Below are 12,985 nucleotides of genomic sequence, written 5' to 3' on the forward strand. Positions count from 1 at the left end.
CCCCGTATGCATCTGATTTTGTCCCTTCCGCGCGTTGTTCAGTCGTCCCGGCGGCGATCGCGTCGCATTTGTTTGCTTGTGCCTGAAAGAACGGAGCGCTGTCGAATCTAGTTCGTTCGGTGACTGGCGAAGGTTACATGATTTTCGATTTTTTTAGAGCAGACGATGCGCTCCCTGTGCGCCGTAGGGCCAGCGAAGGATTCGCTCCAGGCAACAGATTTATGCATTTGTTTGAGCGCTGCCGAGCCTCAATCGTGGCTTGATCAGAAAAGGCTAGCCTGCTCGTCGATCAGCTCGCCGAAACTGTCGTTTACGAGTGGAAGGATTGCGTCAGCAACAGGTTGAAGCTGATGATTTATGTAGTGTTCGTAGTCAATCGGTGCGGAGACACATTCGACCGGCTCCGGACCACGGCGCGTCATGAGATAGCTAACCCACCCGCCGTTCAGATATTGCAGCGGACGCTGTTCCTTGGCGTTGAGTTCGTCAGCCAACCGCGCGGCGCGCACTTGCGGTGGGACATTCCGTTGATAGCTGTCGATGCGATGACGCAGCCGTTTCCGGTACACCATCAATTCGTCGAATTTGCCTTGCCTCGTATCGCGGACGTATGAACGAACGAAGTCGCGATAGGGTTCAGCCTTGAAGATTCTCATATAGAGATCTCGCTGAAACTCCTGTGCCAGCTGCGTCCAATCGCTGCGCGCAGTCTCGAGGCCGCGAAACACGATTTTGTCCTTGCCGTCCGCTGACTGAACGAGACCCGCGTATCGTTTCTTGCTGCCTAGGTCGGTGCCACGGATCGTTGGCATGAAGAACCGTTGATAATAGACGTCAAACTCTATCTCGAGTGCGTTTTTTAGCTTCAGCTTTTTCGCAAGATGCTTGTCCCACCATTGGTTGATCGTCGCTACAAGGTGATTTGCAACATGTCTCGCGCTTTCGTCCGTGTGTTTTTGCCCAAGCCACACGAAGATCGAGTCAGTGTCTCCGTAGATTACGTCGTAGCCTTCGTTCTCCACAAGCTCTCGAGTCCGTTGCATGATCTCATGACCGCGTAACGTCACCGAAGAGACAAGCAACGGGTTGAAGAATTTACAGTCTGGTGATCCGAGTACGCCGCAGAATGAATTCATCAGCAGCTTCAATGCCTGCGATAGGGGCTCATTTTTCTGCTGCTTGGCTGCATCACGACGCTTCCATAGTTGCGTCACGATGTCTGGAAGACCACTTTTGTTTCTCGAAAAGAAAACGCCGTTCATCCCTGGTACGACAGCAGCGTTGTCGAGTTCGATTTCCGCTTCGACCATTGCAACCGGGTCGATGAGAAACGTGCGGATGATGGAAGCGTACAGACTTTTGTAATCCAAAACCAGGACCGAGTCGTATAGGCCTGGACGAGAGTCCATGACAAAACCACCGGGATAGGACGTCTCAGGGATCTGTCCGACATTGGGCGCTACATAGCCATCACGGTGCATCCGTGGCAGGTAGTGGTGGTTGAACGCTGCGATCGAGCCGCCGAAATGATCAATTTGCAAACCGGTAACGTTGGCACGCTCAACAAGGAACTCCACCAGCTTTGCTTTCGCAAAAATCCGAGTAACGAGTTCACAGTCCTTCAGGTTGTAGCGCGCGAGAGCGAGTTTGTCTTCGCGGAAGCGGCGGTCGATCTCTTCCATGCGATCATGGGTACTAGAAATGTCTTTACCTTCTCCAAGCAGGGCTTGAGAAACGACTTCCAGACTGAACCTCGGAAAACTCCATAAGGCTGCCTTAAGCGCCTCAATTCCGTCAATGGCTATACGTCCAGCCATCGATGCGAAGAAATAGCCGTCCTTGCGGCCATGTTTTCGCCACCCCACAGGTGTTCCGTCGCGACCGAGTGCGAGCGGAATTTTGTGCTTGTCAGCCGTAGCCTGCAAGACGCGAAGGTCAAACTGGATCAAACTCCAGCCAATAATCAGGTCCGGATCGAACTCGCGAAACCACGCGTTGAGCCGCTTGATCATCTGTGCCCGGCTGGAGCAATACTCCAGATCGAAATCGGCTGGATGCGCATCATCAGTGGGCGGCCCTAGCATGTAGACTTGGCGTTGGCCGCACCCTTCGAGCGCAATCGAATACAGATCCCCGTGGGCGCTCGTCTCAATGTCGAGGGACACCATCGATAACGCCGGGCGATGACCGGGAGCGGTCCGTAGTCGGCAGTCCGCGATGGTCGTGCCGTCTACGGATCCTCCCTCGATTTCCACCGACGCCGTGATGAAACGCTCCATGAGATAGCGCTCAGGAGGCCGGATGTCAGCCTCGTAGAGCGGTATCCCTTGATTCTTCAGGTTTTTTTCTAAGGCCATCAGTTGCCGGTATTGCTCGCAATACACCCCCATGACATCGCGTTGCTGAAAGTCCTTGAGTTTGAGACTTCGAATAACTGCTCCTGGGAAACGCGCAGTCAATGAAGCGAGCTGGGGCTCGAACTCAACGGGTGCAAACGCGACGGATGTCTGTGAGGTAAGTTTGACTCTGCGAGCGCCTCGATCCGTCGCGATCCAAAATTCGATCTCTGTGCCGTGGTGCGTGTCCCGCCAGTGGCGAGTCAGGATGAAACCGCTGGATGATTGAGCCCGATTCATGCTTGGGGCTTAGGCAAGCGGGCAACGCCGGTCAGTATGGTCATGGATCTGCGGGCCCGCGACGACGACAAATTTGATGAGTCAAGCGCTCTTTGAGACTGGCGTGCATCTGAAAATGCTTGCATCTGCGCAACGCTTCTAAAATGTGCGATGGTAAGGTCAACCGCCCCGTGCAAGGCCGGCTTGCTCTGCAACGCTATTCCAAAGGTGCATCGCTGCATATGCGCGCCATGGCCTCCAAGCTTCGGTGCGGACGCGTTGCAGTGTGGCTCTTGTAAGCGTTGGGTCGCGCCGAGCTATTGCCTGCATCAGAACAAGGTCAGATGCCGGCCATGCGTCAGGATCACGCAATGCTCGCATCGCGACGTATTCCACTGTCCATGGGCCGATACCGGGCATCGCAAGCAGGGCCTGTCGAACCGTCTGCGCATCGGCGCCCGGATCATCAAGGGGAAGACTGCCAGTCGCTACGGCACCTGCAACGTTCTGCACGGTTGCGACTCTTTTTCCTGGCATGCCAATCTGGGCGAGGTCTGCTTTAGCGAGGTCAGCCGGTGTTGGAAATCGCCAAGCGGTCCCTTCATGGCGATGCCCGTCTATGCGTTTTCCCGCCCTCTGCACAATGCGGCCCATAATCGTTGCCGCAGCCTTCACGCTTACCTGTTGCCCAACAATTGTTCGGATAACAAGTTCAAATGCGGACCATGTGCCTGGCACACGCAGACCCGGAGACGACTCAATAAGGGGTGAAAGCCAAGGATCCGACGAGAAACATTTGTACACCTCCCGTGGATCGGTCTGGAGATCGAACATCCGGATCATCGGTGCTATCAGGTGATCGGCGTGGCGAGCAACAGGACCTTCTATCAATGCAACCAGGCATTTTTTCCGCGTATGCAAGCGCACGTCCATTGTTCCACTCTCGCCAGCCCATTCGATGGCGCGGCGATACACGCCGGCTTCGACCGCCTCGACACCGGCCGATGAACGGCTGCCGAAAAATTGCAACATTTTTAGCCAGTCAAGGGGGCCTCGAAACGGCAGTTCGATAGTTATCTGCATCGTGACATGCGTCGGGTATTCAGCCTTATCGCTAGCGAGACATCGGTTGCTTCGCCGCCTCGGGCAAATGAGAACAAATGAAGCATCCTGGGTCGACGACTAGGCTGGCAGCGCGGAATACATCATAGCCATGATAGTGACAAATGAATTGTCCGCGTCAGCTGAGAAAGCGATCGCAGCGACGGTTGTAGATGCGAGGGCCAACGCAATGAACATTAGATAGGTTTTCATACTTAAAGAGTATACTCATAATCTTTAATATATGCTGGTGACTTCTCTTTTCGGACGTCACCGTATCCTTGAAGGTGTTTCGTCTTTTGTCCATACAGGTGGAAGGCAGGCGTCGCAAGAGCGAAGACAATCATTCGAGGGTAACGCACAGGCGCATGCACACAAGTGTCTGCCCGATGCAGGTTGAAACGGGTTATCCACAGTTTTTGTGCATAACCTTGTTGATAGTCGGTCGCTTGTCAATGCAAATTCTTGATTCGTAAAGATTTTGACGCGCTGTTGCCAACATCTGAGGAAATGATCATTGCCTCAATTCTTTCAATGTTTTCAGGCAGGCGTTTGTCTCCTCCAGCAGCACCTTGTGATATTCCGCCGGTAATCGTCTGTCGTCCATCAGTGCCATTACATCTTCGATGGAGCGTTGAAATTCCGGTGCGATGCGAACGCATTGGTCGCTCGTCAACAGTGGCAGTACTGCGTCCACAAATTTGATCAATACAATGTTGCGTGCCCCAAGTCTCGATACCGAACTGACGCTCGAGGACATAGCGCTCGCCATCGCCTGGACAAATCTGAGTTCGTCGTCCAATTGCATTCCTTTGACATGTCTGACGGGAAACCGCGTGGTATGAGATGTCAGACGAGTTAACGGGGAGAGAAGAATCTATCGGGAGCTGTAGCTCAACGAATCACGTGCAAACGGCTTTCAGCTACTGGCTCATGTATACGGGCGCGTAGAGACATTAGTCCCATGTGGAGCTGTCATGGGTCAGAGAGAGGATGCGAGATCGTTGAATGACCGCGAGTCAAGTCCACTGGTGGCATCCCAGCCCGCGATGTGCAAGGCAGGGCAATTCTCGAACACGGTTGCAACCCACTCGACAAAGACCCGAACTTTCGCGGCCATGTGGCGGCTTTGTGGATATATCGCTGATACTGAGATCGGCAGTGGCTTCCATCGGGGAAGTATCTCGACCAGAGAGCCTTCCTCCAGATGCCTCTGGAGCAGAAAGCGCGGCGCCTGGATGATCCCCGCGCCCAGCACGCCGCAGATCACATAGGCTTCAATGTCGCTCAACATCATCGCCCGCTTCATCTTCACTTCACGAGGCACCTGATCCACGAGGAAGTTTAGGGCCGCCGCCCGTCCTGACGCGCTGGAGCAGTAATGGACCGCGTAATGGGTTTCCAGGTCAATGAAGCTTGCCGGTGTTCCGTTCTGTTTGAGGTACGTCGGACTTGCAGCGGTTAGCATCTGCACTTCGCTGAGTGGTCGTCGAATAAAGTTTGCATCATGCAGATCACCGGCGCGGATAGCGCAGTCGACGCTTTCTGAAACAAGGCTAAACGGCTTATCGGCAAACCCAATTATGAGATCGATATCAGGATAGCGCTCTCGGAAGTCCATAATTCGTGGAGTCACAATCAGGCGACCGATCGATCCTGGCATGTCAACGCGGAGCTGCCCTTGAGGACCCTTACCCGTCTTCGATAGCGCATCTTCACATTCCTGAATCTCAGACAGCACCTTCACGCAGAGCTCATAATATTGCGCGCCCTCGGGCGTGAGGCTCAGCCGACGCGTGGTGCGTTGCATCAGTCGCACCTTAAGGTGCGATTCGAGGTTCTTTATTATCGTTGTTGCCGACGCTCGAGGCAGATGCAGTGCATCAGCCGCTCGCGAAAAGCTGTTCATCTCGACGACCTTCGTGAACGTCTGCATTGCCTGAAGCCGATCCATTTCACTCCCTGAGCGGTGTCTATCTGTACGCCGCGACACAATTTAGGTGTTCGGGAACGTGGATTGTTCGAACCCGCACAAACTGTAATCTGGATTATAACCACTTAACTGAATTTATCCAGATATTGAGGAGATGGGGGGAATTTTTAGGCGCTGAGCGATACCAGTCGTGTGGGGATAAAAAGTCGCTATTGGATCGCCAAGGGCGGGCAGGGACGTTGGCTGCTCACATCGCCCGTGCCGATATGGTCCGCATAACTGTAAGCTGGCATCGGGTTCGGGTTGAACATGGGCATTGTTCCTTCGCGTGGAACTGCACCGATCCGAAGTGCCATAGTCAATGTTGCCAGGCTGAGGGCGAACCATTGGCCCGTTGGTGGCGCGGTGGATGTGTTACAGGGAAGCGGGACTAGCCATCACGTGTAGAAGGAAATTCACACGTGCCGAGCGCGACGTCTTGGTAGGCTGAGGGCGACCGTCCCAGGGTAATCATAGGGGACGGCCGGAAACTGATTTTTTGTGCAACTACACAATAAACAATAGCCGCTACTTACTGATGTCGTGCGTCTTTAGGCAGTTGGCCTTGCTGAGAAAAGGGATACAAGCTCAGCTGCGACTGTGTTGAGGATCTGGCGTGACAATTTTGGATCCGAGACCGCTCTTGACAGTCCCATCGCCCCTACGCATGCACTATAAATCAGAAGTGCCTTCGCACGATGGTTACCTTCGGTCCCCGGAGGAATCTGCCCCTCGACGAGCGCCAGACTCCGCTCCAGGCGTTGGGTATAGACCTCACGCGCATCATCGGTGCTTCGCGCGACATCGTTAATAAGAGACGAGAGCGCGCAACCACTATGCAAGCCGTCTCGGTGTGCTTCTGAAAGATATGTCTGGATCGTCTTTTTGAGCGTAGGCTGCTGTGTAAGCTCCGAGTCCTCGATCTCAAGGAACGCGGCTGCCAAGGCTTCCACGACGAGATCGTCTCTCGAAGCGAAGTGCTTGTAAAAGCCGCCAACCGTTAGTCCAGCCTCCTTCATGATGTCAGCGACACTGATGCCTTCAATGCCAAGTTCGCGAAAGCGCCTTGCGGCGACATCAACGATCCGCTGGTGGGTTTCTGCTTTTTCAGCCCGTGAATGTCCCATATGTACGTTCCCCAGAGGGGTAAAAAGATACTAAAAAATGGTGGCGGGTTTCTCGGCGCCGTCCGTCTGACCAGCAATCGTTGCAGCGCGGGCGGCCCGGAGGCGCGTGGATTTAAAATAGTGTCATATCATCCGGCAGGTCTTCGATTCTGTTCTGGATTATAGCCGTTAGTTTGAAGTTGCCCGTCGAACTGTGCAACTGTCCAATCAAGCGAGACCAGACTCCGTTCGTCAGTTGGCACGAGGCAAGTCATGAATCGACGGATAGACACGACTTAAAACTGGAGCCCCACGAGGGCAGGGGGTCAGGCCGCATCCGGACGTTCGCGATCGGTACCTCGCGTCGGGCGTAGCTGTCGTGCCATACGACCTGTTGGTCGAGCAACGTTGAGTGCTGTGGCAGATATAAAGCGAGGATTCTGACGAAATGAACTCTTGTAAAAATTGATAACAGTTTCGAAGAAGCATGGTTAACTATTCGTTGTTATGCATAAAATCCTTTTCTTTGTTCATTCTGGAGGCTATAGTGCAGCCTAATCCGGCCCTATTGCTGCGATAAGGATGATCGCGAGCGGGGTCCTTTCTCAACATTTTTCATCGAAGAAAAACGATGGCTACGTTATCTCAGATCGAACAGCGGATTGCGAACCTTCAGAAGAAGGCCGAGGATCTCCGTCGCAAGAAGTCAGCTTCAGTTATCTCGAGCATCAAGAAAATGATGGCCGACCATGGGCTGACGGTGAAAGATCTTGAGGCTGAGACGGAAGTGCCGCGTAGGCGAGGGAGGCCCGCTGGGTCAACGAATGGCAAGCGTGCTACGGCTGCGAAATCCGCAATGCCGAAAGTACCTCCAAAATACCGGGATCCCGTATCAGGTGCGACGTGGAGTGGGCGTGCCCGTCCCCCGGCCTGGATCAAGGATGCGAAAGACCGCAGCAAATTTCTGATTGATCCGTCGTCCGCAGAGCAAGCGCAGACCCCTTCGAAGGGCAAGCGCGGTTAAGTGCTCGCAACAAAGTCCTGGGTGGGCTAGCGAAGCGGGAACAGCAAGACATGGGGCCGCTACGTCGCGGAGGCTCGCGCACGTGAGGATGCACGTCCGGGCCATTTAAAAAAAGAAGGGGCACAGCGATAGCTGTGCCCCTCGACCAAAGAGCTACAGGGTTTGGAGGAGCAGCTTCGGTCGAAAAAGTAGCATACGTCACGATCGAATCCACATCTGCAGGAGAATGAAAGACCCGGATACGATCGCAGTAAAGAATACCTAAGAAAGCAATAAAAATACAGCGAAGTGATCCGGAAATTACCTGCCGTTTATGTGCATTCACACAATCAATAATATTGCAGGCGGTGTATCCTGAAATTGAGGCCCGCGAGCAAGGGCGTCATGTCAACACCCTTAAGTGAGTCGCGTCACACGTCCGCAAAGGCCCGATCGCTGGAAACTAGCGATATTCTCGTTCCATTTGAGAGGCTGTGCGGCCCAGGCTTCGCATCCAAATCCTCCAAGCCCCGGTGCGAAATACACTGATGTCGGCATCGCGTCTCCACTCCTTTGCGCACGACAATTTAAGATTATGCGTATAATCCATTGAAATTTGCAGCTGGGATGCGGGAGCGGCGAAATGGTTATACCATCGCGTGACCGGCCTGGCAGAAGCTGCTGCGTCACGATGGAGAAGCCAATGCGCACCTTTGATTATCCTGGTTTTCCCGATCCGCTACGTGTGCGGATTGTCCTGGCGGAAAAGGGCCTTGCCCAGAACATCGAGTTCACCACCGTTGATCTGCCGGCAGCCGAACATAAGCAGCCGCCTTTTCTGAAGATCAATCCAGAGGGCACGGTTCCTGTTCTTCAGTTGAATGATGGGGCATTACATATCAATCAGAGTGCACGGCCATCACCGAGTACCTGGACAACCTGGACGGCAATCCAACGCTGACAGGTCAGACGCCAAGGGAAAAGGTCGGTTGAAATCTTGGCAGAATTTGAGTCGCTGAAAGCCTGGCATGCAAGGATGTACGAGCGTCCCTCAGCGAAAGATCCGGCTTGAACGACTAGCGGTAGCAGTGTGGGCCCCCAATAAGCTTGGGGGATGGCAAGCTAAGTTGGGGGCATTTATGACGAACGTTGTGGCAACTTTCCGAGAGCTTCATGTGAACACAACGCCGCTTCGACTTCCGAATGCGTGGGACGCGGGGAGCGCACGGGTGTTCGAAAGTGTTGGCGCGACAGCAATTGCAACCACCAGCGCTGGCGTAGCGTGGGCGTTGGGTTATCAAGACGGTCGAATCCTACCTGTCGATGAGCTTCTAGGCGCGGCTTCCCGTATGACGCGCGTGCTGGAGGTACCGCTCTCGTTTGACATTGAAAACGGCTATTCGGACGACCCGAAGGCGGTTGCAGATACGGTAGCGCGCCTCATTGATCTAGGGGTCGCTGGAATCAACGTCGAGGATGGCTCCGACACGCCCTCGCTCCTGGCTTCGAAGATCGATGCAATCCGAACATCCGCTGCCAGGTCGGGGGCAGATATTTTCATCAATGCAAGATGCGACGTCTTCCTGGCACGCCTCGTGGAAGACTCAAGGCTGGCAGAGGAATCGATTACGCGCGGCAAGCTCTATGCCAGTGCCGGGGCCGATGGTCTTTTCCTGCCCGGCCTTTTAAACGCTGGCGACATCACAACTGCGGTAGCGAGCGTCTCTTTGCCGCTGAACGTGATGGCGTGGCCCGGCCTTGCTGACGCTATCGAACTTGGAAAGTTGGGCGTACGACGACTTAGCGCTGGATCGGGAATTTCGCAGGCCCTTTGGGGCAAAGCAGAACTCCTCGCTAAGAATTTCTTGAATAGCGGCCGGTCTGAGGCGGTCTTCGAAGGCGCCATGTCATATCCCCAACTACAGGCGCTGTTCAACCGGAAGTGACGCTCGGGAATCGGAACTGGCTGTAGGTATTCGGTAGAGTCGACTGACCCGTGCGGGCGGCACGAGACCTCAGCCAGTCAGGTGCACCAGTCGCGATCGCGAGTACGGAGGCCCGCGCCAGCAGCTTTTGCGAGGCCTTCGGCAGAGCCCCAACTGCGCCGCCTTGAGCCCGTTGCTGGTCCGGAATGCAAGCGCCGTGAACGGTTGATTCAAACAGCGACGGTGCAGCTGCCCCAATCCCTCTGAAGCGAATATTTCCAGACACGTAGTCGCAGCTGTGTCCTGGTGTCCCAGTGAACCTGAACAGTTCGAGTTCTGGAAAACTTGAGGTCTTTCTTGTCACCTGACGAACTTGCGTCCATCCATCCGCGCCTATATCACATCACCCGACCGTTCGCCGTATCCAGCATCAAGAAACATGGTCTGCTGCCGACGAGCGATCTGCTATTGCTATTCGAGGTTTCGGGTGACGAGCGGGAACGACTTGAAACTCGAAGGCGACCGTCAAGCGTGACAATCTCGCACCCGGACCACGGTGAGGCCATGCTCACAGACAACGCCCCTTTAAGCGAACTGGCGCTAGCCAAATGTCTGGACGACGAGCTGACGCCATGGGACTGGATGCGCATGCTTAATCAGCGTGTGTTTTTCTGGGTAGATGAGGAGAACCTGAATCGGCATCTTGCCGCCAATATGAGAGACGGCTTGGCACGCGTTGTTATGGCATTCGATACACGCAGCCTGGTGAATGCGTGCCATCGGAATGTTGAGCTAGCCGCCATCAATACCGGATCGACTATCCGTAGACCGGCTCGCCGTGGCTTGTCCACATTCTCTCCTGCGCACCTTTACACATACCGCGAATGGCAACAACTTCGTAGGGGGCGTGATCGCATCAAGGAGCTCACTGTCAGGGGCGCAGTGCGGGAAGTCGAGGCACATCTCATTGGACAGTACACCATTGAGGCCTGATCGCTAAAAAGTTTCGGATTCGATGCTTATGCACAGTCGCTGATACAAACAAAGCATCCAGCGAGTGCGAAACGAATTCTCACTGTGCTTGGACTCTCCTGTCACGGTTGTCACTTCAGGCTCCCGTATACAAACCTGGCGATTGGCCCACAAGATCAGTAGTTAAGAGTACGCAAAAATCACAACAAGTGTAGAGTCGTGTCTATGCGTCCAACCGATGCGCGGGGAATACATCAATCATGTCGCTGACGAAAGAAGCCAGCGTGGCATTGCCGTCAAGGCCTGATCCAGCAGAAAAGCTGATTGAGGGCGATGCGGTTCCATGGCGCATTAACGAAACGGCTGTAGTCCCGTCCACAAAGGTTGCCGATACCTTGCGCGGTACTGCGATACCATGTGTACCTGGTGACGTGATCCCCGTAGACGACATACGCTCTCGCGCACTGCATCTGACGGCGCGCTGTAGTCACGCGATGTTGCGCGCGACCGATGAGCAGGCTTTGCTCGCTGAGATTTGCAGACTTGCCGTTGAAGCCGGCGGGTATACCGTAGCTTGGGCCGGCACGGTGCACCCAGAGCGTGGAGGCAATGTTATCCCGACGGCATGGTCGAGTGGCGCTGAGAGATACATAGCACAGATACGGACGGGAGAGTTCGGCCCAACGGGGTGCCCAGCAGCCGAGGCCATCCGGGAGCAGCGCACGATCATCTACGAAGGCTGCGACAAGAATCATCTTGATCCGCGAGAAACGCGCAATGTCCCTCCGTTCGTGCGGTGCATCGCGCTTCCTTTGATTTGCCAAGGCGAGTGTATCGGTGGCCTGGCGATTTGCGGTTCGACAGAGAGTAGACCGAATGACAATGAGATCATACTACTCGAGGAGATGGCAACTGATCTTGCGTTCGCTATTTGGATGCTTCGCCTTCGCAAGGAACATGAGGAGGCGAAGCAGAGGTTAGATCATCTTACGCATCACGATCAGCTTACCGGCGTCTGGAATCGGTTTCACCTTCGGTCGCTGTTTCCTGATCTGACGAGAGCGGCAACATGGGCAGACAAGCAGTTGCCGATGTTACTTCTGGACATCGATAACTTCCGGACAATCAACGACGCCTGGGGGCACGACTGTGGCGACCGGTTGCTTGTCGAAGCTGCGAGCCGACTAACGCAGTATGTCGGCGACCAAGGTATCGTCTGTCGCCACGGTGGAGACGAATTCGCGGTCATTTTGCATAGTCTCGACGCTGGGTTGGGGCTAAACCGTTTTATCAAAGGAATGGTTGCGATATTCGATGAGCCGTTCGACGCCGAGAACTGCCCAGTCGAAGTAACCGCGAGCATTGGCATAGCCTGCTATCCGGCTCACGCTGAGACCTTGCGCAATCTGACACGCGCGGCCGATGCAGCGCTCCAGCAGATCAAGGAATCGGGGAAGAACGGACACCATGTTTTCAATGCGAGCATGCTCTCCGAAGCCGAGGCGCAGCGGACGCTTCGCGCGCAGTTGAGGCAAGCCATCCGAAACGAGGAATTCGTCCTTTACTATCAACCAAAATACGATGTTCAGCAGAAGAAAATCGTCAGCGTAGAAGCGTTGATCAGATGGCGGCACCCTGAACGCGGGCTGGTCGGTCCGGGTAGTTTCATCCCGATTGCTGAAAAGACTGGGCTGATTGTGCCTATTGGTGAATGGGTGCTCAAAACGGCCTGCAAGCAGCTCGCAGCCTGGAAGCATATGGGGCTACCGCTACAGACGGTTGCTGTCAATGTCTCGGCAGTGCAGCTTCGACGCGGTAATCTTCCCCAGACTGTATCCGGTGCACTTCGGGGAACAGGTCTTCGCGCAACGAACATCGAACTCGAACTGACTGAGAGTATGTTCCTTGGCGAGACGGAGCCTGTATTCCGCGCGTTGCGGGGCTTGCGCGCACTCGGCGTGAAGCTGTCACTGGATGACTTCGGAACGGGTTACTCAAGCCTGAGCTACTTGAAGTCACTTCGGATTGATCGACTCAAAATTGATCAGTCGTTTATCCGTGACATTCCCGGATGTAGCGACGCCGAAGCCATCGTCAAAGCAATTGTGCAGCTCAGCCGCAACCTGAACCTGGCGGTAACAGCGGAAGGAGTCGAGACGCTGGAGCAGCGACAGGTTCTGGAGCAGCTGGAATGCGACGAAATTCAGGGATATCTGATAGGTCGTCCGGTTCCTGCCGAGGAACTTACGAGTTTGCTCGCGCCGCCACCAGCGATGAGGAGAGGGCCGTGA

At 54.7% G+C, this 12,985-nt stretch carries 9 protein-coding genes and 1 pseudogene; 5 read left to right on the plus strand and 5 right to left on the minus strand.

What is annotated here, in order from left to right:
• Positions 1-263: 263 nt before the first annotated feature.
• From C2L65_RS35450 to C2L65_RS35470, 5 genes are all read right to left on the minus strand, one after another.
• On the minus strand, positions 264-2,636 hold the full coding sequence (locus C2L65_RS35450) for a DNA polymerase II (protein ID WP_042309695.1): 2,373 nt from the start codon (positions 2,634-2,636) through the stop codon (positions 264-266).
• Positions 2,637-2,795: 159 nt separating this feature from the next.
• The gene (locus C2L65_RS35455) at positions 2,796-3,698 is read right to left on the minus strand and encodes a DNA-3-methyladenine glycosylase family protein (RefSeq protein WP_042309693.1); all 903 of its coding nucleotides are present in this window, start codon (positions 3,696-3,698) and stop codon (positions 2,796-2,798) included.
• Between the two features lie 532 nt (positions 3,699-4,230).
• Entirely contained in the window at positions 4,231-4,518 is a 288-nt protein-coding gene (locus tag C2L65_RS35460) for a hypothetical protein (RefSeq protein ID WP_042309779.1), read from the minus strand.
• 180 nt (positions 4,519-4,698) lie between these two features.
• Positions 4,699-5,670 carry a LysR family transcriptional regulator gene (locus C2L65_RS35465; protein WP_042309691.1) on the minus strand — a complete coding sequence of 324 codons (972 nt, stop codon included), beginning with the start codon at positions 5,668-5,670 and terminating at the stop codon, positions 4,699-4,701.
• A 569-nt stretch (positions 5,671-6,239) separates the two neighbouring features.
• Positions 6,240-6,815, minus strand: coding sequence for a TetR/AcrR family transcriptional regulator (locus C2L65_RS35470; RefSeq protein ID WP_042309689.1), 576 nt, complete (start codon positions 6,813-6,815; stop codon positions 6,240-6,242).
• 610 nt (positions 6,816-7,425) lie between these two features.
• On the opposite strand from C2L65_RS35470, the gene C2L65_RS35475 reads away from it, so the two are divergent.
• The 5 genes and pseudogenes from C2L65_RS35475 to C2L65_RS35495 all read left to right on the plus strand — a co-directional run bounded on the left by C2L65_RS35475 (position 7,426) and on the right by C2L65_RS35495 (position 12,985).
• Positions 7,426-7,818 carry an H-NS histone family protein gene (locus C2L65_RS35475; RefSeq protein WP_042309687.1) on the plus strand — a complete coding sequence of 131 codons (393 nt, stop codon included), beginning with the start codon at positions 7,426-7,428 and terminating at the stop codon, positions 7,816-7,818.
• Between the two features lie 682 nt (positions 7,819-8,500).
• Positions 8,501-8,781, plus strand: a pseudogene (locus C2L65_RS35480) (glutathione S-transferase N-terminal domain-containing protein); the annotation flags it as partial.
• Between the two features lie 155 nt (positions 8,782-8,936).
• Positions 8,937-9,743: an isocitrate lyase/PEP mutase family protein gene (locus tag C2L65_RS35485; protein ID WP_042309778.1), complete on the plus strand. Its 807-nt coding sequence runs from the start codon at positions 8,937-8,939 to the stop codon at positions 9,741-9,743.
• A 336-nt stretch (positions 9,744-10,079) separates the two neighbouring features.
• Positions 10,080-10,715, plus strand: a complete 636-nt coding sequence (locus tag C2L65_RS35490; protein ID WP_042309777.1) for a DUF7002 family protein — start codon at positions 10,080-10,082, stop codon at positions 10,713-10,715.
• A gap of 239 nt (positions 10,716-10,954) precedes the next feature.
• Positions 10,955-12,985 (plus strand): bifunctional diguanylate cyclase/phosphodiesterase, encoded by a 2,031-nt coding sequence (locus C2L65_RS35495; protein ID WP_081921085.1) that lies wholly within the window; start codon positions 10,955-10,957, stop codon positions 12,983-12,985.

Source organism: Paraburkholderia terrae (assembly GCF_002902925.1).
GTDB classification, from domain to species: Bacteria; Pseudomonadota; Gammaproteobacteria; order Burkholderiales; family Burkholderiaceae; genus Paraburkholderia; species Paraburkholderia terrae.

Excerpts from the sequence above, each read along its gene's own strand:
- C2L65_RS35455 (WP_042309693.1), bottom strand. The coding sequence starts at position 3,698 with ATGCAGATAACTATCGAACTGCCGTTTCGAGGCCCCCTTGACTGGCTA.
- C2L65_RS35475 (WP_042309687.1), top strand. The coding sequence starts at position 7,426 with ATGGCTACGTTATCTCAGATCGAACAGCGGATTGCGAACCTTCAGAAG.
- C2L65_RS35485 (WP_042309778.1), top strand. The coding sequence starts at position 8,937 with ATGACGAACGTTGTGGCAACTTTCCGAGAGCTTCATGTGAACACAACG.
- C2L65_RS35470 (WP_042309689.1), bottom strand. The coding sequence starts at position 6,815 with ATGGGACATTCACGGGCTGAAAAAGCAGAAACCCACCAGCGGATCGTT.
- C2L65_RS35495 (WP_081921085.1), top strand. The coding sequence starts at position 10,955 with ATGTCGCTGACGAAAGAAGCCAGCGTGGCATTGCCGTCAAGGCCTGAT.
- C2L65_RS35450 (WP_042309695.1), bottom strand. The coding sequence starts at position 2,636 with ATGAATCGGGCTCAATCATCCAGCGGTTTCATCCTGACTCGCCACTGG.
- C2L65_RS35465 (WP_042309691.1), bottom strand. The coding sequence starts at position 5,670 with ATGGATCGGCTTCAGGCAATGCAGACGTTCACGAAGGTCGTCGAGATG.